Origin of the sequence: Streptomyces lusitanus, assembly GCF_042647945.1 — a bacterium.
GTDB classification, from domain to species: domain Bacteria; phylum Actinomycetota; class Actinomycetes; order Streptomycetales; family Streptomycetaceae; genus Streptomyces; species Streptomyces pseudogriseolus.
The window spans coordinates 164,683-189,153 of sequence record NZ_JBHRWL010000011.1 but is presented as its reverse complement, the minus strand read 5'-3'; the positions used below and the strand labels follow the sequence as shown (position 1 = coordinate 189,153).

Below are 24,471 nucleotides of genomic sequence, written 5' to 3'. Positions count from 1 at the left end.
GCCGCACCACACGGATTGGAAGGCACGACCATGGCGGGACCCGTCCTGGACATGCGCTCGATCGTCAAGACCTTTCCCGGCGTCAAGGCGCTGTCGGACGTCAGCCTGACCGTCCGGCAGGGCGAGGTCCACGCCGTCTGCGGGGAGAACGGCGCCGGCAAGTCGACCCTGATGAAGGTGCTCTCCGGCGTCCATCCGCACGGCACCTACGAGGGCGAGATCCTCTTCGAGGGGGAGGTCTGCCGCTTCAAGGACATCCGGGCGAGCGAGCAGCGCGGCATCGTCATCATCCACCAGGAGCTGGCGCTGGTGCCGTACCTCTCCCTCGCGGAGAACATCTTCCTCGGCAACGAACACGCCACGCGCGGGTTCATCAACTGGAACGAGACGCTTCGGCACGCCACCGAGGTGCTGCGCCGGGTCGGGCTCGACGACCACCCGGAGACCCGGGTCGCCGACATCGGCGTCGGCAAGCAGCAGCTGGTGGAGATCGCGAAGGCGCTGTCGAAGAAGGTGAAGCTGCTGATCCTCGACGAGCCGACCGCGGCGCTGAACGACGAGGACAGCGGCAAGCTCCTGGACCTGATCCTGGAGCTGAAGAAGCAGGGCATCACCTCGATCATCATCTCGCACAAGCTCAACGAGATCCGCCGGGTCGCCGACTCGGTGACCATCCTGCGCGACGGGCGGACCATCGAGACGCTCGACGTGAGGGCCCCGGAGACCACCGAGGACCGGATCATCAGCGGCATGGTCGGCCGGGACCTGGAGAACCGCTTCCCGGAACGCACCCCGCACCAGCCGGAGGAGGGCACGGCGCCCGCCCTGGAGATCCGCAACTGGACCGTGCACCACCCCATCGACCAGCACCGCAAGGTGGTCGACGACGTGTCGCTGCACGTGCGGCGCGGGGAGATCGTCGGCATCGCCGGGCTGATGGGCGCGGGCCGCACGGAGCTGGCGATGAGCGTCTTCGGGCGCAGCTACGGGCGGTACACGGGCGGCACGGTCGTCAAGGACGGCGAGGAGATCCGGACCAGGACCGTCGCCGAGGCGATCCGGCACGGCATCGCGTACGTCACCGAGGACCGCAAGCACTACGGCCTCAACCTCATCGACACCATCAACCGGAACATCTCGCTGAGCGCGCTCGGCAAGGTGGCCCGGGCCGGAGTGGTCGACGAGCACGAGGAGCGGAAGGTCGCCGAATCCTTCCGCACCTCGATGAACATCAAGGCGCCGACCGTGTTCGAGCCGGTGAACAAGCTGTCGGGCGGCAACCAGCAGAAGGTCGTCCTCAGCAAGTGGATCTTCACGGGCCCCGACGTGCTGATCCTCGACGAGCCCACCCGCGGCATCGACGTGGGCGCCAAGTACGAGATCTACACGGTCATCGACCGGCTGGCCGCCGAGGGCAAGGCGGTGGTCTTCATCTCCTCCGAGCTGCCGGAGCTGCTCGGCATGTGCGACCGCGTCTACACCATGGCCGCCGGACGGCTGACCGGAGAGTTCTCGCGGTCGGAGGCCACGCAGGAATCGCTGATGCGCCAGATGACGAAGGACAAAGAGGTAACGCGATGAGCACGGATGTGACCGCCAAGACGCCGGCCCCGGCGCCGTCCGGCAAGGGGGGCGGGGCCGCGGACGGCGGACTGTGGGGGCTGGTCCTGGAGGGCATGCGCCGCAACATGCGGCAGTACGGCATGCTGATCGCGCTCGGCCTGATCGTGGCGCTGTTCGCGGTGTGGACCGACGGCGACCTGCTGCTGCCCCGCAACGTCTCCAACCTGGTGCTGCAGAACAGCTACATCCTGATCCTCGCGATCGGCATGATGCTGGTCATCATCGCCGGCCACATCGACCTGTCGGTGGGATCGCTGACCGCGTTCGTCGGCGCGCTGGCCGCCGTGTTCATGGTCAAGAACGACATGCCGTGGCCGGTGGCGGTGCTGCTGTGCCTGGCCATCGGCGCGCTCGCCGGCGCCGTCCAGGGGTTCTTCATCGCGTACGGCGGCATACCGTCGTTCATCGTGACCCTGGCGGGCATGCTGGTCTTCCGCGGACTGACGGAGATCTTCCTGGAGGGGCAGACCCTCGGCCCGTTCCCCAAGGGCGAGCAGAAGATCGGCATCGGGTTCCTGCCGGAGGTCGGACCGGAGACCAACTACCACAACCTCACGCTGCTGCTCGGTCTGGTGCTGGTCGCGGCCGTGCTGCTCCAGGAGATCCGGGACCGCAGGCGGCAGCTGTCGTTCTCGCTGGACGTGCTGCCGCGCAACCTGTTCCTGCTGAAGCTGGTCGCGGTCACCGCGGCCATCCTCACCGTCACCCTGCTGCTCGCCAGCTACAAGGGCACCCCGATCGTGCTGCTGATCCTGGGCGTCCTGGTGGTCGGCTACAGCTACGTGATGCGCAACTCCGTCTTCGGCCGCCACATCTACGCCATCGGCGGCAACCTGCCGGCGGCCAAGCTGTCCGGCGTGAAGGACAAGAAGGTCACCTTCTACGTCTTCCTGAACATGGGCATGCTCGCGGCCCTGGCCGGTCTGGTGGTCGCCGCCCGGCTGAACGCGGCCTCGCCGAAGGCGGGCCTCAACTTCGAACTCGAGGCGATCGCCTCGGCGTTCATCGGCGGGGCCTCCATGAGCGGCGGTGTCGGCACCGTCCTCGGCGCCATCATCGGCGGTCTCGTCCTCGGCGTGCTGAACAACGGCATGAACCTCCTCAGCGTCGGCACCGACTGGCAGCAGGTCATCAAGGGCCTGGCCCTGCTGGCCGCGGTCGGCTTCGACGTGTGGAACAAGCGCAAGGTCGGTTCGTAGATCAGCCCGGGCCCCGCCGCACGGCGGGGCCCCTTCCTTCTGAGGGAGCCGCACTGATGGAACTGAACAGACGCACGGTCATCGCGGGAGCCGCGGCGGCGGGAGTGGCCGCCACCGCCTGGGGCGGGACGGCGCACGCCTCGTCCACAGGGCGCGGGAGGCCGGTCCGGGAACTCTTCGGCAGGCTCGCCGACGGCACCCGGGTGGACCGCTGGACGCTGCAGAACGGCGGCACCCGGATGGGGGTGCTCTCCTACGGGGGCATCGTCCACTCGCTTCAGGTGCCGGACCGGCGCGGACGGTACGCCAACGTCTCCCTCGGCCTGCGCACCCTGGAGGAGTACGTCGCCTCCAGCCCGTACTTCGGCGCGCTGATCGGCCGGTACGGCAACCGCATCGGCAAGGGGACCTTCACGCTCGACGGCACCCGGTACCAGCTCTCCGTCAACGACGGCGAGAACAGCCTGCACGGCGGCGCGCAGGGCTTCGACAAGCGGGTCTGGGACGTCGAGCCGTTCACCCGCGGCTCCGACGTCGGTCTGCACCTGTACTACACGGCGGTCGACGGGGAGATGGGCTACCCGGGCACCCTGCGCACCAAGGTGACGTACACACTCACCCGGGACGGCGACTGGCGTGTCGACTACGAGGCGGTCACCGACCGGCCCACGGTCGTCAACCTCACCAGCCACGTCTACTGGAACCTGGCAGGCGAGGGCAGCGGCAGCATCATGGACCACGAGCTGTCGGTCGCCGCCTCCCGCTACACCCCCGTCGACGCGGGCCTGATCCCCACCGGCGAGCGCGCGAAGGTCGCCGGCACCCCGTTCGACTTCCGGCGGGGCAAGCCGGTCGGCCGGGACATCCGCACCGCCCACCAGCAGCTGCTGTACGGGCAGGGCTTCGACCACAACTGGGTTCTGGACAAGGGCATCACCGCCCGGCCCGAGCACGCGGCGACCCTGCGTGACCCGGCCTCAGGGCGCACCCTGCGCATCGCGACGAACGAGCCGGGCCTTCAGTTCTACTCCGGCAACTTCCTCGACGGGACCCTCGTCGGCAGCGGCGGCCGGGTGTACCGGCAGGGCGACGGGCTGTGCCTGGAGGCGCAGCACTTCCCGGACTCGCCGAACCAGCCGGCGTTCCCCTCGACCGTGCTGCGGCCCGGCGAGACGTACCGGACGACGACCGTGCACAGCTTCGGGACGTGACCCGCGTGCCGGTGTGAGCGCCGGGGTGAACGCGTCCGTGTGAGCGCTTCGGCACGGGCGTCGCGGAGTGAGCGTTTTCGGTGTGAGCACGATCACGAGCCGTCCTCACATTTTCCTCACACGTGCTGAACGGCCCCCCGCCTGTCTCCGTACTCCTGGGTGGCCCGTGCTCCCCCGCGCGGGCCACCCAGGCATGACGGGCCCGTCCCTCCCCAACGGGTCCGCCGCACACGGAGGTTCCCTTGGCCGACAACGTCACCTCGCTGTTCCGCAGCACCGCGGCGCACAGCCCGTCGATGGCGGCGCTGACGAGGGAGAGCGACGGGGCCGGCCCGGTGGACTTCTGCATTCCCTGCAACCCGTACTTCCCCACCCCCGCCATGTTCGAGGAGATGGCGGCCCGGCTGCGCGACATCATCACGTACTACCCGAGCAGCGCGGACACCATCACCGCCGAGCTGTGCAGCCTGCTGCGGCTGCCGCCGCAGTGCGTGGCGATGGGCAACGGCTCGACCGAGCTCATCACCTGGATCGACCATCTGCTGGTGCGCGAGTCGCTCGCCGTGCCGGTGCCGACCTTCGGCCGCTGGACCGACCAGCCGATGGAGACCGGCAAGCGGGTCGACATGTTCCCGCTCCAGGAGTCCAGCGGCTTCGCCCTGGACCTCGCGCAGTACGCCGAGTTCATCCGCGCCCGCGGCACCCGGGTCGCCGTCATCTGCAACCCGAACAACCCCGACGGCGGCTTTCTGCACAAGCACGCGGTCGTGCAGTTCATGGACGCCATGGCCGACCTGGACCTGGTGGTGATCGACGAGTCGTTCCTGGAGTTCGCCGACGCCGAGAACGAGCCGAGCGTGGTGCAGGAGGCGATGCTGCGCCCCAACGTCATCGTGCTGCGCAGCCTCGGCAAGAACTTCGGCCTGCACGGCATCCGCTTCGGCTATCTGGTCGCCAACCCGGCCCTGGCCGGCCGGGTGCGCTCCATGCTGCCCAAGTGGAACCTCAACTCCTTCGCCGAGCACGTGGTGTTCATGCTGAAGGAGCACGGCGCGGAGTACGCGCAGAGCCTGCACCAGGTGCGCCGCGACCGGATGGACATGTCCGGGCAGCTCTCCTCCCTGCCCGGCCTCACGGTCTACCCCTCCCAGGGCAACTTCCTCTTCGTGCGGCTGCCCGTGGGCGCCGAGGGCACCGTGGTCCGCGACCGGCTGCTCACCGAGCACCGGATCCTGGTGCGTGAGTGCGGCAACAAGATCGGTTCGTCCAGCCGCTTCCTGCGTCTCGTGGTGCGCCCCCAGGTCGACGTCCGTCGCCTGGTGACCGGCCTGGAACAGGTGCTCTACGGGACGTCCAGGAGGGGAGCCGCCGTGCCCGAGCAGGCCTCAGGGACCGCCTACAGCTCGGGCACGGCGGCGGTGGACCGCCTGGTGAGCCAGACCAACGGGGCCGGGACACGCGGCCTCGCCCAGGCCGCCGGCGCCGGCATGCCGCTCCCCGCCGCCGCGTCCGCCCCGGCGGTGGGCGCGGGCGGCGGGATGCCGGCGCCGGCCGCGGCGGGACTGCCCCAGCCGGAGCCGCTGCCCGTGCCGCAGGAGGCGCCCCGGCCGCAGCCCGCCCCCCAGCCGGTGTCCCAGCCCGTGGTGCCGCAGCCGGCGCCCGTGCCTCAGCCGCAGCCGGTACCGCAGCCCGTGCCGCAGCAGTTCCCGCAGCCGGCGGCGTACCCGGAGCCGGTCCCTCAGCCCGTACCGGCCGCCCCGCCCCTCGCCCCGGCGGCCGCGTTCCCCGCGCCCGCGCCGATGCAGGTCCCGCCGCCCACCGGTCCCACCCCGCCCGGCGTCCCGGCGCGCGGCGGGCTGACGGCCGCCCAGGTGCGGGGCACGGACGGGCTGTCCATGGCCCCGGCGACGGGCTGGCCGGGGGCGCAGAGCTGGCCGGACGCGGCGGGGATGGGGGCGGCGGGCTGACCCCCTGGGTCGTCAGTAGGCGACCGGCCAGCCGCTGCTCCAGTCCAGCAGGTTGATGCCCAGCTTGGGTGTGCCGTTGTCGTTGCCGTCGTAGTAGTGGTAGACGATCAGGTCCCCGTCGACGTCACGCAGGACCGACTGGCCGCCGGGGCCGATGACGCTGCCGTGCGACTCCAGCACGGGCGTGCCGCCGTTGTTGGTCATCGCCACGCCGTTGCGGTCGCGGTACGGGCCGGTGACGCTCGTGGCACGGCCCACCTTGACCTTGTAGGTGGAGGAGGTGCCGGCGCAGCAGGTGTCGTAGGAGGCGAACAGGTAGTAGTAGCCGTTCCGTTTCACGACGAACGGCGCCTCGACGGCCTTGGTCCCGGTGGGGCGGGAGGCCAGCGCGTACCGGGTGGTGTCGGAGGAGAGCTGCTTCCCGGTCGAGGGGTTGATCCGGATCATCTTGATCCCGGTCCACCAGCTGCCGAAGGACAGCCACCACTTCCCGTCGTCGTCGACGAAGAGGTTGGGGTCGATGGCGTTGTAGTCGCTGGAGGAGTTCGAGGTGTGGACGACGCCCTGGTCGGTCCAGCTGCCCGGCTGCCCGGTGGCGGAGGTGGCCAGCCCGATGGCGGAGGTGTTGGAGCCGAACGAGGAGACGGAGTAGTACATGAGGTACCTGCCGCCGTGGTACGAGATGTCGGGCGCCCAGGCCTCCGGCACGGAGGAGTAGGTGCGCCACCATCCGGGGCGCGACGAGAACGCGTCGGCGCCGGCGGAGAAGGCGATGCGGTCGGCGGAGGTCTTGCTGCTGATGCCGCCGCCGGTCGCGTAGAGCAGGTACTGCCCGGAGGACGTGCGGAGCATCGACGGGTCATGGGTGACGACGGACCCGGTGACGCGGCCGGGGTTGGGGTACGCCGAGGCGGTGGCCGGCATCAGGGCCAGCAGCGCGGCGGCGGGGAGCGCGAGGAGGGCGGTGCGCTTGCGGAGGGTGCGGCTCATACGGGGTTCTCTCCTTGCGGTGGGGGTGAGGAGCCGTTCGGGATTCCGAACGGCGATCGCAAGTTCGAACGGACCGTAGAATCGAACGAGTTGCGCGTCAATCGCCCGCGCAGCCCGTCACTCCCCGTCGGCCAGGACGCGGACGCGCTTGCGGTAGGACAGGACCGCCGCGGAGACGAAGACGGCGGGAAGGCCCACTCCCAGGACGACGAGGGGGGACAGGACCGTCTCCAGCGGCCCGGGGACGTCCGCGAACAGGGGGACGAGCATCAGCACCACCAACGGGACGAACGCCAGCATCGACCACGCGAAACCGGACATCATCGCCAGCCTGCGCGCCTCGCCGCGTTCGATGCGCCGGGTGATGTCGGGCGAGCTCGTCCAGTCCTCACCGCGCAGTTCCTCCCACGCGGCGCGCAGCACGCCGATCTCGCGCTCCAGGTCGACGGTCGCGTCGTCCAGGTACATCAGCTGCACCCGTCTGCCGTCGGCCCGGTAGGCGTAGGAGACGTAATCACTCTGCGCCGGGCCCTGCTGGGCGACCGCGCCGGGGTTGATCTCGACCCGGATGTCCTGGATCTCCTCCCAGGCCAGTCGCCGCGTCCCCGTGAAGCCCCTGACCCGGATGCCCTTGAGGTCCGCGGTGGTGGAGGCACGGAGGGAGGCGGTGACGAGCCAGGCGAAGAGCGCGAAGAGGGGAAGGGTGACCGACCACTTCACCGGGGCGGAGAGATCCTCCGCGGTCCAGAGGGGAAGCATGCCGAGCACGCTCGCCACCGCCACGGCGGCCACGACGCCGGTGGCCCGCCCCTGACTGATCCGGTACTCACGCGGCAACGACCGAGCACTCATCCCGTCCACCCCCGGTTCCTGCGGCACGGACCGCCGCGCACATACGTGCGAAGAAAGTGTGAAGCTTCAACTCGCGTCACAGCAAGGGTTGTTGAGCCATACAGTCGAAACGGGCGGGCCCGCGCCTCCGCGCCGGCCCGCCCGCGCACCGGCGGCCGGTCAGTCGGCCGGGCACCGCTTCCACGCCAGGTGGTACACCGTGCTGATGTCCCCGTCGGTGGAGTCCATCGTCATGAAGCTGACCTCGGACGGGTCGCTGCCCGCGGTGACTCTCAGCTCCGTGTTGATGTTGAAGTTGCGCTGCACCCCGCAGGGCGCGTACACGAGCTGCGCCCAGTCGGTCTCGTCGGTGGCCTGCCAGTTGTCGTCGTACGGGCCGGCGAAGACGTGCGTGCGGTGCTCGGTGTTGGGCGAGCCCTGGAAGTAGTACGAGGCCCGCTCGGTGCCCCGCGCGCCGGGCCGGAGCGCGGCGAAGCCCCGGTAGTCCGCGCTGGCGATGGCGTAGGTGAAGCCCTGCGGGACGTGGACCAGCAGGCTGAGCTGGCAGTTCCTGCGGGCGGCCGTGGGGTCGGAGCTCCCGCCGGCCTGGGCGATGTAGTCGCTGTAGGTCACGGTGAACGCGGTGTTGTCGGCCGAGACGGCGACGGCCGCGGTACCGGCGGGACATCCCGACCCGTTCACCGTGGCGACCTTGATGACGATCTTGTCCGGCGGCGGGTCGTCGAACGAGGACCCGGGGTTGTCCGCGGGCAGCGCGGCGCCGAGCAGCGTGGCCGCCGCGACACCGAGGAGCAGGCCTGAAGCCATGGTTCTCCGTCCTTGGGTGGGGGGTGGTGCGGTGCGATGGTTGAAGCGTCATGCACATGCCAAAAGTGCGGGCACATGCAGCCCCCGGCTTCGTGAAGGAGGCATGAAGGAGCGGTGAAGGCCGGGAGCGCTCGCATCGTATGGAGCGCCGCCACGGCCGGACAGGGCGAACTCCGGCCATTCACTCCCGGTCCGTATACCGCCGGTGAACGCCACGCCGTGCAGGGGCTCCCCTGGGGACGGTGGGCCGTTCCGGTTCGGGGACAATGACCCACCAGCACCGCTTGTGGCACAGACCAGGAGGCGCTCCCTTGGAGCTCAGCAGGCGCACCTTCACCGCCCTGACCGGCACGGCCGCGCTCGGCCTCGCGCTGGCCGGCAGCGGCGGGGCGGCGACCGGCCCGCGGGGGCCGCGCGTCGTGCCGACCGGACCGCCGCCCCCGCTTCCGCAGGCCGACGGCCGGCGCCATCGCGTCACCTACGACCGGCACTCGCTGCTGGTCGACGGCAGGCGTCTGGTGCTGTGGTCCGCCGAGGTCCACCCGTTCCGGCTGCCCAGCCCGTCACTGTGGCGGGACGTGCTCCAGAAGCTGCGCGCCCACGGCTTCACCGCCGTCGACGTGCCCGTGCCGTGGAACGTCCACTCCCCCGCGCCCGGCGTGCACGACTTCACCGGCGTGCGGGACCTGAACCGCTTCCTCACGGTGGCCGCCGAGGAGCGGCTGTACGTCGTGCTGCGGCCCGGCCCCTACCTCGGCGCGGACCTGGACGCCGGCGGCCTCCCCGGCTGGCTGACGACCGTCCCGGGCGCCGCCCGCACCGACGACCCCGAGTACCTGCGGCACGCCGAGGCATGGCTGGCCGCCGTCAATGCCGTCGCCGTACGGCATCTGTACACCGCGGGCGGCGGAACGGTGCTGCTGTACCGGCTGGAGGACGGGCGTCCGGCGCCGGCCGGGGACCCGGCCGCGCGCGCCCACCGGGCGCGGCTGCACGCGCGGGTGCGCGCCGACCTCATCGACGTGCCCGTGCTCGACGGGGAGGGCTGGCCGGGCGGCGAAGGCCCGCCCACGGCCGGTCTCACCGCCGTGGCGGGCGGGGCGGCCGACGCCTGGGGCGGGCCGCTGTCCGGCGGCGAGGGCTACGCGCGGGTGCGGGCGGCCCACGACGCGCGGCACGAGCGGCGGCGCCATCTCACCGCCCTCGCCGACCGGGTCACCGTGCACCACACCGGCATCGGGTTCGGCGGGACGTCGTGGGGCTGGCTGCCCGGACCGGACGTCTACACCTCGTACGACCACGGGGCGGTGCTCGACGAGGGACGCCAGGCGGCGCCGAACATGGCCGCCGCCCAGCAGCTCGGCCATCTGGTGCGCACCGTGCCCGACCTCGCCCGGCTGGAACCGGACGGCGACGGGCCGGAACGCGCCGCGGACGGCCGGCTGACGGTGCGCCGGCTGACCAACCCCGACACCGGCGCGCGGTTCTTCGTGGTGCACAACGACTCCGGCGAGGAGGTGCGCGCCCCGCTGCCCGGCACCGGCATCGAGGTGCCGGTCACCGTGGCCGCGGGCGACGCCAAGCTGGTCGCCTCCGACCTGCGCCTGGGTCACCGCAGGCTGGCGTACACCACCGCCCAGCCGATGCTCTGCGTCTCCACCGGGCGTCAGGACGTGGCCGTGTTCGTCGGCCGCAAGGGGGAGACCGCCCAGCTCGCCCTGGACTGTGAGAAGCAGCCGGGCGCCGACCGCGCCGACACCGAACCCGCCTGGGCGTACGACCAGGGCCGGCTGAACGTCGTCTCGCCGCTCGGGGTGGGCGGCCTGAGCCGGGTGCTGGTCAAGGACGGCGACTCCGAGACACCCCTCGTGCTGCTGTTCGCCGACGACGAGACCGCGCTGCGCCTGTGGACGTACGAGACCCCGGCCGGACCGCTCGTGGTCTACGGCCCGGCCGTGCTGCGCTCGGCCGAGGTGCGCGGCTCCACGATCCATCTGACCGGCGACGTCACCGTCGAGACCGGCGTGGAGGTGTGGGGGCCGCGCGGCATCGCCGAGGTCACCTGGAACGGCGAGCCGGTGCCCACCTACGTCGGCCGCGCCCGCAGCCGGGTGATGGAGGGGCTGATGCCCGCCGTGCGCGCGGTGGCGCTGCCCGCCCTCGACGGCTGGCGGTGCCGCACGGAGAACCCGGAGTCCGACCCGGACTTCGACGACTCGGCCTGGACGGTCGCCGACCGCACCACCTCGCACAGCACCACGCCGGTGCCCGAGGGCGGGCCCGTGCTGTTCGCGGACGACTACGGCTACCACCACGGCGACGTCTGGTACCGGGGGCGCCTTGAGGATTTGAGCGGCATCCGGTCGGTGGCCCTGTCGTACAGCACCGGCACCGAGGGGCTGCTGATGGCCTGGCTGGACGGCCGGCCGCTCGGCACCCACCGCATGCCGGCGCCCGACGAGGACACCGTCGCGCGCGGCACCTGGACGGCGACCGCCCGGTTCACCGTCCCCGGGGCGGTGCGCACCCCCGGAGAGCACGTGCTGTCGGTGCTGGTGCGGCCCATGCAGCACGCCGGGACGGAGCCCGGCGAGGACGCCCACAAGGCCGCGCGCGGGCTGGTCGCCGTCGAGTTCGCGGGCGGCGACCGCGGCGTGGAGTGGCGCGTGCGGGGCGCCACCGAACCGGAGCGGGTGACGGGCCCGTTCAACAACGGCGGCCTGTACGGGGAGCGGCGCGGCTGGCATCTGCCCGACCACGACGACCGCGGCTGGCGGGTGGTGGAGTTCCCGCGCGAGCAGCGGCGGCAGGGCGTCACCTGGTACCGCACCCGCTTCCGGCTGGGTCTCGAACCGGGGCTCGACGCCTCGGTCGGGCTGACGTTGGAGGACGACCCGGAGCGCGCCTACCGGGTGCAGATCTTCCTCAACGGCTGGAACGTGGGCCAGTACGTCAACGACGTGGGCCCGCAGCATACCTTCGCGCTGCCGAACGGCATCCTGCGCACCCGCGGCGCCAACACCCTGGCTCTGGCGGTGCTGTCCGACGGGACCACGCCGGCCGGGCCGGGGAAGGTCACGCTGACGCTGCTGGGCGCGGCGCGCGGCGGCGTGCCGGTCGAGCCGGTGGACCCACCGGGGAGGTGAGCCCACCGGCCCGCGCGGACACGGGGCGCCGCAGCACACGGTCCGCGTGTCACGCCAGCCGGATCACGTTCCAGGACAGCGGCTCCAGCACGGCCGTGAGCCGGCCGCCGTCCAGGGCGGTGCCCTCGGCCGCGTGCGGCGCCACCCGGTCCGGCGCGTCGAGGGTGTTGCGGGCGTCGGGGTCGGCGTCCGCGAGCACGCTGTGCTCGACGACGGAGGTCGGTCCGAGCCCGTTCAGCGCCACCTCCAGCGGCAGCGGCTCGGTGCGGGAGCGGTTGACGGCGAACACGGTGACCGTGCCGTCCTCGGCGCGCACGGCGGTGGCGTGCAGCAGATCGGTCTCGCCGTACTTCTCAGTCCCGTACGTCGGGGAGTCCACGCGCACGTCGAGGACCTCGCCGCGGCCGTACCTCGAGGCCTGGGCGAACGGGTAGAACGTCGTCTGCCGCCAGGCCGGGCCGCCCGGCTCGGTCATGATCGGCGCGATGACGTTGACCAGCTGGGCGAGGCAGGCGACGGTGACCCGGTCCGCGTGCCGGAGCAGCGCGATGAGCAGCGAGCCGAAGACGACCGCGTCCATGACGCTGTAGCTGTCCTCCAGCAGGCGCGGCGCCTCGGGCCAGTCGAGCGCGCTCACCTGCTCCTCGGTGCGGGACATGTACCAGACGTTCCACTCGTCGAACGACAGGTTGATCTTCTTCCGGGACTTCAGGCGCGCCCCGACGTGGTCGCAGGTGGCCGCCACGTCCTCGATGAAGGTCTCCATGTCGACGGCGGAGGCGAGGAAGGAGTCGATGTCGCCGTCGAGCGGCTCGTAGTAGGCGTGCAGGGAGATGTGGTCGACGAGGTCGTACGTCTCCTGGAGGACGGTGGCCTCCCACGTGGCGAAGGTGGGCATGGAGCGGCCCGAGGAGCCGCAGGCGACGAGCTGCACGCCGGGGTCGATCTGGCGCATGGCGCGGGCGGTCTCGGCGGCGAGGCGGCCGTACTCCCCGGCGGTCTTGTGGCCGGTCTGCCAGGGGCCGTCCATCTCGTTGCCCAGGCACCACAGCCGGATGCCGAAGGGGTCCTTGTCGCCGTGCTCGGCGCGCAGGTCCGACAGGGCGGTGCCGCCGGGGTGGTTGGCGTACTCCTGGAGCTGGAGCGCCTCGGCCACGCCCCGGGTGCCGAGGTTGAGGGCCATCATCGGCTCGGCCTGCGGCCCGATCTTCCGCAGGAAGGAGATGAACTCGGACAGTCCGAAGCGGTTGGTCTCGGTGGAGCGCCAGGCCAGGTCGAGGCGGCGGGGGCGGTCCTCGACGGGGCCGACGGAGTCCTCCCAGCGGTAGCCGGAGACGAAGTTGCCGCCGGGGTAGCGGACGGCGGTGACGCCCAGTTCACGGACCAGGGCGAGGACGTCGCCGCGGATGCCGTCGGCGTCGGCGGTGGGGTGGCCCGGTTCGAAGACGCCGGTGTAGACGCACCGGCCGAGGTGCTCCACGAACGATCCGAAGAGGCGGGGGTCGACCTCGCCCACGGTGAAGGCGGGGTCCAGGGTGAAGCGGGCGGTTCGCATGAGGTCCTTCCGGTGCGGTGCGGAGTCGGGGGTCACTGGCCGGCCAGACCGGTGTGGGCGACGCCCGCCACGATCTGGCGCTGGAAGAAGACGAAGACGACGATCAGCGGCAGGCCCGCCATGAGGCCGCCGGCCATGAGCTGGGCCCACTGGATGCCGTAGGAGTTCATGACGGTCGCGATGCCGTTCGGCATGGTCATCAGGTCGGGGTTGTTGGTGACCATGTACGGCCACAGGAAGTTGTTCCAGGAGCTGATGAAGGTGAAGATGCCGACCGCGGCGAGGGAGGGGCGGGACAGCGGCACGACGATGGTGAGGAACACCCGCCAGCGGCCCGCGCCGTCGATGTACGCGGCCTCCTCCAGCTCGCGCGGGACGCCCTGGAAGAACTTGTAGAGGATGTAGACCATCGCGGCGGGCGCGCACTGCGGCAGGATCATGCCCCAGTAGGTGTCGACCATGCCCATCTGCTGGACGGTGGTGAACAGGGGGACGCCGAGGACGGCCGGGGAGACCATGAGGCCGGCCATCACCAGGCCCAGCAGGACGTGCTTGCCGCGGAACTCGGTGCGGGCGAAGCCGTATCCGGCCAGGGCGCTGGTCACCAGCACGATCGTCGTCACGCAGACGGACACCACCAGGGAGTTCACGAACCAGTTGGTGATGTTGCCGGTCTCGAAGATCGCCGTCCATGCCTGGCCGGTCCACTCCTTCGGCAGCCAGTGCGGCGGCACCTCGACGGCCTCGGTCTCCGACTTGAAGGAGGTGAACAGCGCCCAGGCGAGCGGGGCGAGGAACACCGCGGAGACGGCGGCGCCGAGGAGGGTGAGGACGATCTGGCCGGGGGTCCAGGGGCGGCGGGACAGGGCCCGTGTGCGCGGTGCGGCGGTGGTCGTCGGAGCGGTGGTCATCGGACGCCCTCCTCACGGGTGCGCAGCAGCCACATCCGGGCGAGGGCGACGGCCGCGATGATCACGAAGAAGATGATGGAGAGGGCCGAGGCGTAGCCCACGCGGTAGCTGGTGAAGCCCTCTTCGAGGGTGTACTGCACGAAGGTGCGGGTCGAGCCCTCCGGTCCGGGCAGGAAGTCCATCATCACCACGGCCTGGTCGAAGACCTGGAGCGAGGCGAGGATCTGGAGGGCGACGACCAGGCCGGTGATGTTGCGCAGCAGCGGCAGGGTGATGCGGACCATGCGGTGCCAGGCGTTGGCGCCGTCGAGCGCGGCGGCCTCGTAGAGGTGGGCGGGGATGCCCTGGAGGGCGGCGAGGTAGAGCAGGAAGCTGAAGCCGACGGTCCACCACAGGGTGGTGACGACGACGGCGAGCATCGCGTACGACTTGTCGGTCAGCCAGGGCGTCTCGATGGAGAAGACGTGGTTGACCATGCCGGTGCCGGGGTTGAACAGCCACTGCCAGAGGTTGGCGGCGACGGTGGACGGCAGCAGGAACGGCAGGAAGAAGCACAGCCGCCACAGCCACTTCCCGCGCTCGATGTGGTGGGCGAGCATCGCGAGGAGGAAGGCGAGGACGGTGATGCAGGGGACCACGAGCAGCGTGAAGTACGCGCTGTGGCCGAGGGTTTCCCACATGAGGGGGTCGTCGAGGGCCTCGCGGTAGTTGTCGAGGCCGATGAAGTGCGCGCCGTCGCCGGAGATGTTGGCGTCGGTGAAGCTGAGGTAGAGGCCGCGCAGCAGCGGCCAGACGACGAAGAGCGCGAACAGGGCGAGGAACGGGGCGACGAACCAGCCGCCGTGCTGGAAGCCCTGACGGCGGCGGAGAGCGGCGCCGGTGGCGGCGGTCCTGGCGCGTGCCGGGCGGATGACGGTCCCGGCGCTGGTCGTCGTCATGCGACGGCACCTCCCTGTGCGGCGGTTTTGCCGTCCATGGGGTTCTTCGAGGCGAGGAGCGCGGTGAGTTCGCTCTTCATCCGGCGGGCGACGGCGTCGGGCCGGGCGGAGCCGGTCGTGGCGGAGACGACGACGGGTCCGACGCGCTGGGCGAGGATGCCGGTGGAGCCGGCGAACCACACCTTGGGCTCGGTGGCCTGGTGGTCCATCGCGGAGACGTACTCGCTCTGCGGCCGGAGCGCGCGGTACTCCTTGGTGGACAGGGTGGGCGTGTAGGCCGGGATGTGTCCGCCGGCGGCCCACTGCCGGGCGTGCCGGACGATGTAGGCGGCGAGCCGGTGGGCGCCCTCGTTGGCGGCGCCGCCGCGGCCGGACTGGTGCGGGAGCACGAAGGCGTGCGACTCGGCGTGGGTGGCCTGCCTGCCGAAGACGGGCGGCAGGGGCGTGGCCCCGTACTCGACCTTCGCCGCGTCGAAGACGGGCACCGACCAGTTGCCCTCCCAGACGAACGGGGCGCCGTTGACGAACTGTTCGGCGCCCGCGCTGCCGCCGAAGCCGGGGTCGGCGTACCCGTCGGTGAGGTGGCGGCGCAGGAACTCCAGGACTTCGGTGGCCTTGTCGGTGTCGAAGGTGACCTCGGTGTGGGTGTCGTCGAACCAGGTGCCGCCGAGCTGGGTGTAGAAGGCGACGAAGAACCACCACTGGAAGTTCTGGTCGTTGTGCCACAGGCCGATGGTCTGGAGGCCCTTCCGGGTGGCCTTCCTGGCCTCCTTCAGCACGTCGAACCACTCGTCGGCCGACGTCACCGGGACCATCCGGCCGTCGGCGCCGAGGAGGCCCGCCTTCCGCAGCACGTCCTTGCGGTAGAAGCAGAGCTGGACGTGGATGTCGAGGGGGAGGGCGTAGAGCGTGCCGTCGACGACGGCGCGTTTCCACAGCTCGGGGTTGAAGTCGGCCTCCTTCACGCCGTACTCGGCCAGCAGTTCCACGTCCCAGGGGTCGAGGAGGCGGCCGGGTGAGAAGCCGGTGACGCGGCCCAGGTGCATGACGCCGAGGTCGGGGGCGCGGTTGCCGGCGGCCGCCATGGCGAGCTTGGTGTAGAAGGGGCTGCCCCACTGGAGGGTGGAGTCCTTCACCTCGATGCCGGGGTTGTCCTTCCGGAAGGAGTCCAGCATCGCGATCATGTTGTATCCGTCGCCGCCGCTGAAGAGGTTCCAGTAGCGCACCCGGGTGTCCGCGCCGGAGGCGAGCGCGTCGGCCCCCGTCCCGAGCGCCGCGAAGCCGAAGCTTCCGGCGACCGTCAGTCCGCCTAGTCCGGCGAGGAGTTGCCTGCGGTTCAGGCCAGGTCGTCCCATTCCCTGCCCCATCTGCTCATCGAGTGTGCGAGACCTGCTGGTTCGAGATTTCGGATGACGCCCGTAACTTCGAACGGACCGTATGGGTGACGCCCCCGTGCGTCAATGCCCCGGACACGAACTCGTACGACCTTCACGGGCGGGGTGGCCCGGCGGGCGCGGACGGCCGGAACCAGGCGCATCCGTCACCGGGACGGCATGACGCGGACACGCCTGTCCGCGTAGGCTCGAGCAGGCTCGACACCGGCAAGGAAGCGAGGGTCGCGATGGGGTTCGCGGACGCGGCCATGGGCCCGGCCTCGTTCCTCGGTGAGTTCTACCCGTCCTTCTGGTGGGTGCCGGCCGTCGTCCTGGCCGCCGCCCTGGCCATCAAGGTGCCGACCATCATCCGGCTGTGGAGCGACCCGCTGCTGCGCGCCGTCGGCGGACTGCTGCTGCTCGCCTGCGCCGTCTTCGTGTTCGTGGCGCCCTCCACCATCGGCTGGGTCAACCGGGTCACCGGCGTGCCCAACATCTCCGCCCCCTGGGTGTACTCCCTGCTCACCGCGTTCTGCGGGTCCTGCCTGGTGCTGATCATCGCCTGGCGCGACGGCCTGTCCGAGCGGTCCGCCGCCACCCGCCGCGCCACCCGCCTGGTGATCGCCGCGTACGGGGGCGTCATCGTCGCGCTGTGGGTGCTGTTCGCCCTCGCGGACGTGCCCGTGGAGCGCACCCGGGACCTGGACACCTACTACGCCACCACGCCGTTCATGCGCGAGGAGATCCTGCTCTACCTCCTCGCCCACACCACCGCCGCGCTCATCACCTCGAAGCTGATCTGGAACTGGATCCGCACCGACGGACTCGACGCGCTGCTGCGCTGGGGACTGAAGTTCCTCGGCGCCGGCTACGCCCTCAACCTCGGCTTCGACGCGGCCAAACTCACCGCCGTGGGCGCCCGCTGGACCGGCAACGACCTGGACTGGCTCAGCCTGCACGTGGCCCCGGCGCTCGCCTGCCTGTCCGCCGTGTCCATCGCCGTCGGCTTCATCCTCCCGCACGCCGGCCAGTACCTGCACGAACGCTGGCGGATCCGTCTCGCCCACCACCGGTTGCGGCCGCTGTACCTGCTGATGTGCCAGGTGCACGGCGGCGGACTGCCCTTCGCGTGGCGGGCCAGCCCCGAACTGCGGCTCACCCGCCGGGAGACGTTCATCCGCGACGTGCTGCTGCCGCTGGCCCGCCGCACCGACGAGCGGCTGCGCGCGGACGCGTACGCCGCCGCCCTGGACCTGGGCTGCCCGCCGGAGCGGGCGCGGGCGGTGGCCGCGGCGGTGGCGATCCTCGACGCCGTCGAGGCGCCGCACGGCGCGGAGAGCGACCACGGCGCCGACACCACGGAGCTGCTCCGCGAGATCGCGGCCGTCTCGCGCACCCTGCGCCACCCCGAGCTGATCCGGGAGGTCCGCGCCCGCGCCGCGGCACCCGGGGACACCGTGGCGGTCACCGAGTGACCGCGGGAACCACGGAACTGGCCGAAACGGCCCGCGTCTTGGCATATTGCACAGGTGACCGAGCGACGCCCAGGGGAACAGGGAGACAGCGGTGCGTACCAGGAAGGAGATGCGTCGCCTCGCTGACGCCCTCATCGACCCCATCCGGGTGCGGGTCCCCGCGGACCCCGAGGTCCTGTTCGAGGCACTGGTCGCGTCCGTGAGCGCCTGGCGGGGACGCGAGGTGCACGTGCACCGGGCGGCCTTCCCGCCGCACACCGCGAGCGGCCTGTGGCTGGAGCGCGACACCCACGACGACGTGGTGGTGGACGAACGGGCCGCCGTGTGGCACCAGATCGTCATCCTCTGCCACGAGGTGTGGCACATGAACCGCCGCCCCGCCGACGCGCCCGCGCCCGCCGACGGCCGGCCCCGCCCGGTCGCAGCGCGCAGCGACTTCAGCCTCGCCGAGGAGCAGGAGGCGGACCGGTTCGGCATGCTGATGGGCCGCCGGCTGCGGACCTGGCTGGACACCTCGGCCGGCACCGCGCCCGCGGCCGAGCCGGGCGACCCGCAGGACCTGGCCGCACGCATCGGCGCCGCGCTCAACTACCGCGGGACCAAGAGATGACCGGCGGCCTGCTCAACTACGTGAGCTGCGGGGTGCTGTGGCTCGGACTGCTGGTCAAGGCGCCCGACCTGCTGCGGCACCGGCGCGACCCGTATCTGCGGGCCATCTGCGCGGTGCTGGGCCTGGCCGGGCTGTGCTTCTTCCTCGGCGCGCCGCCGACCGTCGGCGCCGTCAACCGGATCGGCGGGGTGCCCAACCTCGCGGCGCCCCTCACCTACGTGGCGATCACCGGATACTGCGCCGCCTCGCAGGTGCTGATCGTGCACTGGCGGGGCGGGCCCCGGGTGCGGCGCACCGCCCGCCGCTGGATCGTCGCCTACGCCGTGATCGTGGTGGGCATCACCGCCACGTTCGCCCTCGGCGAGGCGCCCGTGGAGCGCCGCACCGACCTGGACACCTACTACGCGACGACCCCGTACATCGCGCAGATGATCGTGCTGTACCTGCTCGCGCACCTCACCGCGGCCACCGTCACCACGGTGTCCTCGCTGCGCTGGGCGCGCCGGGTGGGCGGCGGGCTGCGGGCCGGGCTGCTGCTGCTCGGCGCGGGCGCGGGCTGCGGCGCCGGGTACAGCGTGTCGAAGCTGGTCGCGGTGGCCGCCCGCTGGACCGGGCGGGACTGGACGACGCTCGGCACCACCGTCTCGACGGCCGCCGCCGGACTCGGGGCGCTGCTCACGGTCGTCGGGGTGCTGGTGCCGCTGACCGTGCCCCGGGCGGCCGAGGCGCGGCGGGCCCGGCGGACCTACGCCCGGCTCGAGCCGCTGGAGCGGGCGCTGGACGACCTGCTGACCCGCCGCAGGCTGCGGCTGCCGCGGCCCCGCTTCGCCTCCCCGGCGACCCGGCTGATGTGGCGTCAGACCAGCATCCTCAACGCGCTCGGCCATCTCGACGCCTACTTCGACCGGGACCTGTTCGACCGCGCCCGCAGCGGCGCGCAGGCGGCGACGGACGACCCGGCGCGGGCCGAGGCCGCCGCCTGGGCCGCCGTGATCACCGCGGCGGTACGGCGCGAGGCCGACCCCGGCCTGCGCGTGCCGCCGTCGCGCGGCGCCGCCCGGCCGCCGGCGCCCGTGCCGGAGCCGGAGCTGCTGGTCCGCATCGCCGACGCGCTCGCCGGTCCCGCGCCCGCGCTCCCGGTGCCCGCCGTGCCCACCGGCACGCCGACGGCGGGCACCGCGTGAGCCGGGACGCGCGGGTGAGGAGGCGGCCCGTATGAGCCTCGTCGTGTATCTGGCGGCCTTCGTGTTCGGGATGACGTCGGTGCTGCTGCTGCGCCGGCCGCGCCGGGCGCTGCGCAACCCGCTGGCCGTCTCGACCTGCGTGTCGATCCTGCTCGGCGCGCTGGTCTTCGTGTGCGCCGCGCCGGCCACCCTGGCACGGGTCAACGCCCTCACCGGCGTCCCCAACTTCGGCGCCCCGCTGACCTACGGCATGATCTGCGCGTACAGCTGCGCGGTGCTGGTGCTGCTGATCAACTGGCGCGGCGGCCCGCGCGCGCTGGTACGGCGGCTGGTGCTGCGCTGCGTGGCCGTCTACGGGGTGCTGGTGGCCGCCGTGGTGGTGCTGTTCGCGCTGGCGGACGCGCGCACCGAGCGCCTCACCGACCTGGACACCTACTACGCGAGCACCCCGTTCATGCGGGAGATGATCCTGCTCTACCTGCTGGGGCACGCCGCCTCGATGCTGGTGATGTGCGCGGTCTGCGTGCGGTGGGCGCGGGAGGTGTCCGGGCCGCTGCGCACCGGGCTGCGGCTGATCATGGTGGGGGCGCTGGTCGACGTGGTGGGCTTCACGGCGGCCAAGTGCACCGCCGTGGCGGCCCGTTGGACCGGCCACGACCTGGACTTCCTGTCCACCACGGTGGCCCCGCCGATGGCGTCGCTGGCCGCGCTGCTGTGCTCCGCCGGGTATCTGCTGCCGTCCGCGGTCGCCCAGTGGCGGGCGTGGGGCGACCACCGGCGGCTGGCCCCGCTGTGGACCCTGGTGCGGTCGGTGTCCACCGCGCCCAAGCCGCCCACCGACTGGTGGCAGCTGCCGCTGGCGCGGCTCCAGTGGCGCGAGGTGTCCATCCACGACGCCCTGCTGGTCCTCGCCCCCTACTTCGACCACCGGGTCCGGACACGGGTCCGCGACGACGCCCTGCGCGCCGGGCAGCCGCCGCACCAGGCGCGGCTCGCGGCGGAGGCGGCGATGCTCGCCGACGCGGCGCGCCGGGCCGCCGCCCGCGAGGAGCCGCCCGAGAGCGCGGGCAGCTACCGGCTGCACGCCACCGAGGTGTCCGGCACCGGCGGGCTGGTGGAGCTGGCCCAGGCGCTGCACCCGCGGCCCGCCCGTACGTCCGCGCGCGACGGCGCGGCCCCGTCCTCCCTTTCCGGATCCGTGAGCGAACCCGAGGAGCCCCATGTCGCGTAGAGCTGTCGTCATCGGTGCCGGACTGTCCGGCATGCTGGCCGCGGCCGTCCTGTCCGCCGCGGGGGCGGACGAGGTGGTCGTGGTGGACCGGGACGAGCTGCCCGACGGTCCGGAGCACCGCAGGGGGCTGCCGCAGGGACGTCACGCGCATCTGCTGATGGCCGGCGGCCTGACGGCGATGGAGGAACTGCTGGAGGGCGCGGAGCTGCGCAAGCGGCTGCTGGCGGCCGGGGCCCACGAGATACCGCTGAACTCGGGCATGGTGGCGCTCACCCCCGAGGGCTGGCTGCGGCGCTGGCGGCGGGCCGGCCCGTCCATGCTGACCTGCACCCGGGCGCTGCTGGACTGGGTGGTGCGACAGGCGGTGCTGGAGCGGGCGCCGGTGCAGATCCGCAAGGCGGCCGTGGTGGGACTGACCGGCTCGGCGGGGCGGGTGCGCGGGGTGCGGCTGGCGGAGCCGGGCGGGGACACCGACCTGGACGCGGACCTGGTCGTCGACGCGAGCGGCCGCGGCACCCGGGTGGTGAGCTGGCTGGACGGCATCGGGGTGACCGGGGTGCGGGAACAGGCCGTTGACTCGGGCCTGGTGAACGCCTCCCGGCTCTACCGGGTCCCTGAGGGCGCGGAGGACTTCCCGCTGACGATCGTGCAGCCCAACCCGTACCTGGCCCGCGCCGGGCGCAGCGCGATGATCATGCCGGTCGAGGGCGGCCGCTGGCTGGTGAGCTGCGGCGGGACGCGCGGCGGGGAGCCGCCGGCCGACCCGGAGGGGTTCCTGCGGTACACGCTGGCGCTGCCCGACCCGATCGTGGGGCGGCTGATCTCGGGCGCGGAGCCGCTGGGCGACGTGCATCTGAGCCGCTCGACGAGCAATGTGCGCCGGTACCTGGAGAAGCTGCCGGCCTGGCCGGAGCGGTTCGTGGTGCTCGGCGACGCGCTGGCCACGTTCAACCCGGCGTACGGGCACGGGATGTCGGTCGCAGCGTTCGGGGCGCGGGTGCTGAGCCGGGAGCTGACCCGGGGCGGCATGACGGCGCCGGGACTGGCGCGGCGGGTGGTGCGGGGCGCGGCGCGGGCGGCGGAGCCGGCCTGGTCCATGGCCGTCAGCCAGGACCTGCTGTACCCGGAGGTGCGCGGCGGCGGGCGGCCGTCCCCGGCGGACCGGCTGGTGTCGGCGTACAGCCGCCGCATGATGCGGGCGGCGACCGGCTCGTTCACGGCCGCCTCGGTGATCTGGGACCTGATGAGCCTGCGCACACCCCCGACCCGCATGTTCCGCCCGACAGCGGCCCTGGCCGCCCTGGCGGGCCCCCCACTCCCCCCACTGACCGAACCCCCCCTGACGGAGCAGGAGCAAGCACTGGTCCGCCGCCTGGACCGCACCTAGCCGCGGGCAATCGTGCCGCCAAGGACGGCACGGGCGGCCGCGGCGGCACCCCGACGCACCCAGCCGCGGGCATACGTGCCGCCAAGGGCGGCACGGGTGGGCGCGGCGGCACCCCAGCAGCGCGGAGCACGCCACACGGCCCCCGCCCCGCGCCCACCCGCAGGCATGCGCGCCGCCAAGGGCGGCACGGGCGGCCGCGGCGGCACCCCAGCGGCGCCGAGCACGCCACACGGCCCCCGCCCCGCGCCCGCCCGCTCAGCCCGCGAACGCCGGCTGCGCCACCCCCTTGCCCGCCCCCGGCACCACCAGCAAAGACCCCGCGAGCGGAGGCGGCCCCGTGAGCCCCACCCGCGCCGTGGTGACGTAGAGATCGCTCAGCCCAGGCCCCCCGAACGCACAGCACGTCACCAGCGGAACGGGCAGCTCGATCACCCGGTCCAGCTCCCCGCCAGGGGTGTAGCGCCGCACCGCCGCCCCGTTCCACAGCGCCACCCAGACACAGCCGTCGGCGTCGACGGTGAGGCCGTCGGGGAAGCCCGCGCCCTCCTCGACGACCGCGAGCGGACGACGGCCGCCGATCGTGCCGTCCTCGCGGTGGTCGAACACGTCGATACGGCGGGTGGGCGTGTCGATGTAGTACATCAGCCGCCCGTCCGGGCTCCACCCCGTGCCGTTGCTCACCGTCACGTCGTCCAGCAGGACGCTCACCGCGCCGTCGCCGGTCACCCGGGACAACGTGCCGCCGCCGCGCGCCTCGTCGTAGCGCATGGTGCCCACGACGAGGCTGCCGTCGGGGGCGACGGCGGCGTCGTTGCCCCGGCGCCCGGGGACGGGCTCGCGGTGCAGCCAGCGGAAGGCGCCGTCGGGGTCGAGCAGGCCGACGCCGTCCCGCAGGTTCAGCACCAGACCGCCGCCCGCGCGCGGCTTGGCCGCTCCCACGTGCTGCTCGGTGCGGCGCACGGTGCGGCGGCCGGTGGCGGGGTCGTAGGTGTGCAGCCGCGCGCCGAGGATGTCGATCCACAGCAGCCGCCCGGTGGCCGGGTCCCAGGTGGCCCCCTCGCCCAGTTCCGCCTCCGCGCGGACCGCGACGTCGAACGCGAGTGTCATGCCATGCTCCTGTGGCCCAGCCGCTCGGAGAGTTCGGCGGCGCCCTTGACGGCGAGCTGCTCCAGCTCGCCCAGGCGCTCGTCGCTCCAGCGGATCATCGGTACGGAAATCGACAGCGCCGCGACCACCTGTCCGGTGCGGTCGCGCACGGGGGCGGCGACGCAGGACACGTCCGGGTTGGACTCACGGCTCTCCACGGCCACGCCCCGGGTGCGGATCCCGGCGAGGGTCTCGCGCAGGACGGCCGGGTCGGTGATGCTGTTCGGGGTCATCGCGGCCAGCTCCGCGCCGTCGGGGAAACGCGCGGCCAGTTCCTGCTCGGGGAGGGAGGCCAGCAGCATCTTGCCGACGGAGGTGCAGTGCGCGGGGAGCCGGCGGCCGGCGGCCGACACCATCCGCACGGCGTGCGTGGAGTCCACCTTGGCGATGTAGATGACGTCGGTGTCCTCCAGGATCGCCACGTGCACGGTCTCGTCGCAGGTCTCGGCGACGGACCGGGCGACCTGCTGGCCCTCGGCGGCGAGGTCCAGGTGCTCGGCGTAGCGGGCGCCCAGCTGGTACGGCCGTACGCCCAGCCGGTAGCGGCCGGGCTGGCCGGCGACCGGGACGATGTACTTGCGGGCGGCGAGCGTGGTGACCAGCTCGTGCACGGTGGTGCGCGGCAGCTGGAGCTTGCGCACGATGTCGGGGGCGGAGAGCGTGCCGTCCCCGTCGAGGAAGAGCTCGAGTATGTCGAGAGCCCGGGTCACGGCAGGTACGAGTCGTCCCACGACCGGCCCCCTCCTAGCTGTCTAGGCGCCTGCGTTCGATATACCAACAGACGATCGGCATGACGAACACAGGCTAGCCATAGCCGACCTCAGGGGGCAACGCCCCTCGAGGGGCCCGGACGGCCGCCGTACGCG

The 24,471-nt window shown here is 72.5% G+C and carries 19 protein-coding genes; 10 read left to right on the top strand and 9 right to left on the bottom strand.

Going from position 1 to position 24,471, the window contains the following annotated elements; all coding sequences use genetic code 11:
* Window positions 1-30 precede the first annotated feature (30 nt).
* The 4 genes from mmsA (at window position 31) to ACFOSY_RS18770 (ending at window position 6,000) form a co-directional block, all read left to right on the top strand.
* The gene (gene mmsA / locus ACFOSY_RS18785; RefSeq protein WP_394308254.1) at window positions 31-1,581 is read left to right on the top strand and encodes a multiple monosaccharide ABC transporter ATP-binding protein; all 1,551 of its coding nucleotides are present in this window, start codon (window positions 31-33) and stop codon (window positions 1,579-1,581) included.
* Window positions 1,578-2,822, top strand: coding sequence for a multiple monosaccharide ABC transporter permease (gene mmsB / locus ACFOSY_RS18780; RefSeq protein ID WP_394308252.1), 1,245 nt, complete (start codon window positions 1,578-1,580; stop codon window positions 2,820-2,822). Before mmsA ends, mmsB begins: the two co-directional genes overlap by 4 nt.
* Window positions 2,823-2,878: 56 nt before the next feature.
* A complete protein-coding gene (locus ACFOSY_RS18775) occupies window positions 2,879-4,033 on the top strand; it encodes an aldose epimerase family protein (protein ID WP_394308249.1) in 1,155 nt (384 codons plus the stop codon).
* A 242-nt stretch (window positions 4,034-4,275) separates the two neighbouring features.
* A complete protein-coding gene (locus ACFOSY_RS18770) occupies window positions 4,276-6,000 on the top strand; it encodes a pyridoxal phosphate-dependent aminotransferase (protein WP_394308247.1) in 1,725 nt (574 codons plus the stop codon).
* A gap of 12 nt (window positions 6,001-6,012) precedes the next feature.
* Here the strand turns inward: ACFOSY_RS18770 and ACFOSY_RS18765 are convergent, their stop codons facing one another.
* From ACFOSY_RS18765 to ACFOSY_RS18755, 3 genes are all read right to left on the bottom strand, one after another.
* Window positions 6,013-6,990, bottom strand: a complete 978-nt coding sequence (locus tag ACFOSY_RS18765) for an arabinan endo-1,5-alpha-L-arabinosidase (protein ID WP_394308244.1) — start codon at window positions 6,988-6,990, stop codon at window positions 6,013-6,015.
* A gap of 117 nt (window positions 6,991-7,107) precedes the next feature.
* Window positions 7,108-7,842: a PH domain-containing protein gene (locus tag ACFOSY_RS18760; protein ID WP_394308242.1), complete on the bottom strand. Its 735-nt coding sequence runs from the start codon at window positions 7,840-7,842 to the stop codon at window positions 7,108-7,110.
* 159 nt (window positions 7,843-8,001) lie between these two features.
* Window positions 8,002-8,649, bottom strand: a complete 648-nt coding sequence (locus ACFOSY_RS18755; RefSeq protein WP_394308240.1) for a DUF4360 domain-containing protein — start codon at window positions 8,647-8,649, stop codon at window positions 8,002-8,004.
* Between the two features lie 311 nt (window positions 8,650-8,960).
* Between ACFOSY_RS18755 and ACFOSY_RS18750 the strand changes: the two genes are divergently transcribed.
* Window positions 8,961-11,795, top strand: a complete 2,835-nt coding sequence (locus ACFOSY_RS18750; protein WP_394308238.1) for a beta-galactosidase — start codon at window positions 8,961-8,963, stop codon at window positions 11,793-11,795.
* A 49-nt stretch (window positions 11,796-11,844) separates the two neighbouring features.
* Here the strand turns inward: ACFOSY_RS18750 and arfA are convergent, their stop codons facing one another.
* From arfA to ACFOSY_RS18730, 4 genes are read right to left on the bottom strand one after another with little or no spacing between them, the layout of a single operon-like run.
* Window positions 11,845-13,350 (bottom strand): arabinosylfuranosidase ArfA, encoded by a 1,506-nt coding sequence (gene arfA / locus ACFOSY_RS18745; RefSeq protein WP_394308236.1) that lies wholly within the window; start codon window positions 13,348-13,350, stop codon window positions 11,845-11,847.
* 32 nt (window positions 13,351-13,382) lie between these two features.
* A complete protein-coding gene (locus tag ACFOSY_RS18740; RefSeq protein WP_394308234.1) occupies window positions 13,383-14,261 on the bottom strand; it encodes a carbohydrate ABC transporter permease in 879 nt (292 codons plus the stop codon).
* Window positions 14,258-15,199 (bottom strand): carbohydrate ABC transporter permease, encoded by a 942-nt coding sequence (locus ACFOSY_RS18735; RefSeq protein ID WP_394308231.1) that lies wholly within the window; start codon window positions 15,197-15,199, stop codon window positions 14,258-14,260. Before ACFOSY_RS18735 ends, ACFOSY_RS18740 begins: the two co-directional genes overlap by 4 nt.
* Complete coding sequence (locus ACFOSY_RS18730; RefSeq protein WP_394308229.1) at window positions 15,196-16,554, bottom strand: extracellular solute-binding protein; 1,359 nt, start codon at window positions 16,552-16,554, stop codon at window positions 15,196-15,198. The genes ACFOSY_RS18735 and ACFOSY_RS18730 overlap by 4 nt, the downstream gene beginning before the upstream one ends.
* 266 nt (window positions 16,555-16,820) lie before the next feature.
* Here ACFOSY_RS18730 and ACFOSY_RS18725 point away from each other — a divergent pair, with 266 nt between their 5' ends.
* The 5 genes from ACFOSY_RS18725 to ACFOSY_RS18705 all read left to right on the top strand — a co-directional run bounded on the left by ACFOSY_RS18725 (window position 16,821) and on the right by ACFOSY_RS18705 (window position 22,459).
* Window positions 16,821-18,047 carry a DUF6545 domain-containing protein gene (locus ACFOSY_RS18725; RefSeq protein ID WP_394308227.1) on the top strand — a complete coding sequence of 409 codons (1,227 nt, stop codon included), beginning with the start codon at window positions 16,821-16,823 and terminating at the stop codon, window positions 18,045-18,047.
* Window positions 18,048-18,156: 109 nt separating this feature from the next.
* Window positions 18,157-18,657, top strand: a complete 501-nt coding sequence (locus ACFOSY_RS18720; protein ID WP_394308225.1) for a toxin — start codon at window positions 18,157-18,159, stop codon at window positions 18,655-18,657.
* Window positions 18,654-19,841, top strand: a complete 1,188-nt coding sequence (locus ACFOSY_RS18715; RefSeq protein WP_394308222.1) for an MAB_1171c family putative transporter — start codon at window positions 18,654-18,656, stop codon at window positions 19,839-19,841. Before ACFOSY_RS18720 ends, ACFOSY_RS18715 begins: the two co-directional genes overlap by 4 nt.
* Before the next feature lie 31 nt (window positions 19,842-19,872).
* Complete coding sequence (locus ACFOSY_RS18710) at window positions 19,873-21,072, top strand: MAB_1171c family putative transporter (RefSeq protein WP_394308220.1); 1,200 nt, start codon at window positions 19,873-19,875, stop codon at window positions 21,070-21,072.
* The gene (locus tag ACFOSY_RS18705; protein ID WP_394308218.1) at window positions 21,062-22,459 is read left to right on the top strand and encodes an FAD-dependent monooxygenase; all 1,398 of its coding nucleotides are present in this window, start codon (window positions 21,062-21,064) and stop codon (window positions 22,457-22,459) included. The genes ACFOSY_RS18710 and ACFOSY_RS18705 overlap by 11 nt, the downstream gene beginning before the upstream one ends.
* Window positions 22,460-22,714: 255 nt before the next feature.
* Here the strand turns inward: ACFOSY_RS18705 and ACFOSY_RS18700 are convergent, their stop codons facing one another.
* Both ACFOSY_RS18700 and ACFOSY_RS18695 read right to left on the bottom strand, forming a co-directional pair.
* Complete coding sequence (locus ACFOSY_RS18700) at window positions 22,715-23,566, bottom strand: SMP-30/gluconolactonase/LRE family protein (protein ID WP_394308216.1); 852 nt, start codon at window positions 23,564-23,566, stop codon at window positions 22,715-22,717.
* The gene (locus ACFOSY_RS18695) at window positions 23,563-24,336 is read right to left on the bottom strand and encodes an IclR family transcriptional regulator (protein WP_031018777.1); all 774 of its coding nucleotides are present in this window, start codon (window positions 24,334-24,336) and stop codon (window positions 23,563-23,565) included. The genes ACFOSY_RS18700 and ACFOSY_RS18695 overlap by 4 nt, the downstream gene beginning before the upstream one ends.
* Window positions 24,337-24,471 lie beyond the last annotated feature (135 nt).

Excerpts from the sequence above, each read along its gene's own strand:
- mmsB (WP_394308252.1), top strand. The coding sequence starts at position 1,578 with ATGAGCACGGATGTGACCGCCAAGACGCCGGCCCCGGCGCCGTCCGGC.
- ACFOSY_RS18765 (WP_394308244.1), bottom strand. The coding sequence starts at position 6,990 with ATGAGCCGCACCCTCCGCAAGCGCACCGCCCTCCTCGCGCTCCCCGCC.
- ACFOSY_RS18715 (WP_394308222.1), top strand. The coding sequence starts at position 18,654 with ATGACCGGCGGCCTGCTCAACTACGTGAGCTGCGGGGTGCTGTGGCTC.
- ACFOSY_RS18725 (WP_394308227.1), top strand. The coding sequence starts at position 16,821 with ATGGGGTTCGCGGACGCGGCCATGGGCCCGGCCTCGTTCCTCGGTGAG.
- ACFOSY_RS18705 (WP_394308218.1), top strand. The coding sequence starts at position 21,062 with ATGTCGCGTAGAGCTGTCGTCATCGGTGCCGGACTGTCCGGCATGCTG.
- ACFOSY_RS18760 (WP_394308242.1), bottom strand. The coding sequence starts at position 7,842 with ATGAGTGCTCGGTCGTTGCCGCGTGAGTACCGGATCAGTCAGGGGCGG.
- ACFOSY_RS18740 (WP_394308234.1), bottom strand. The coding sequence starts at position 14,261 with ATGACCACCGCTCCGACGACCACCGCCGCACCGCGCACACGGGCCCTG.
- ACFOSY_RS18730 (WP_394308229.1), bottom strand. The coding sequence starts at position 16,554 with ATGGGACGACCTGGCCTGAACCGCAGGCAACTCCTCGCCGGACTAGGC.
- mmsA (WP_394308254.1), top strand. The coding sequence starts at position 31 with ATGGCGGGACCCGTCCTGGACATGCGCTCGATCGTCAAGACCTTTCCC.
- ACFOSY_RS18700 (WP_394308216.1), bottom strand. The coding sequence starts at position 23,566 with ATGACACTCGCGTTCGACGTCGCGGTCCGCGCGGAGGCGGAACTGGGC.
- ACFOSY_RS18735 (WP_394308231.1), bottom strand. The coding sequence starts at position 15,199 with ATGACGACGACCAGCGCCGGGACCGTCATCCGCCCGGCACGCGCCAGG.
- ACFOSY_RS18775 (WP_394308249.1), top strand. The coding sequence starts at position 2,879 with ATGGAACTGAACAGACGCACGGTCATCGCGGGAGCCGCGGCGGCGGGA.
- arfA (WP_394308236.1), bottom strand. The coding sequence starts at position 13,350 with ATGCGAACCGCCCGCTTCACCCTGGACCCCGCCTTCACCGTGGGCGAG.
- ACFOSY_RS18755 (WP_394308240.1), bottom strand. The coding sequence starts at position 8,649 with ATGGCTTCAGGCCTGCTCCTCGGTGTCGCGGCGGCCACGCTGCTCGGC.
- ACFOSY_RS18720 (WP_394308225.1), top strand. The coding sequence starts at position 18,157 with ATGCGTCGCCTCGCTGACGCCCTCATCGACCCCATCCGGGTGCGGGTC.
- ACFOSY_RS18710 (WP_394308220.1), top strand. The coding sequence starts at position 19,873 with ATGAGCCTCGTCGTGTATCTGGCGGCCTTCGTGTTCGGGATGACGTCG.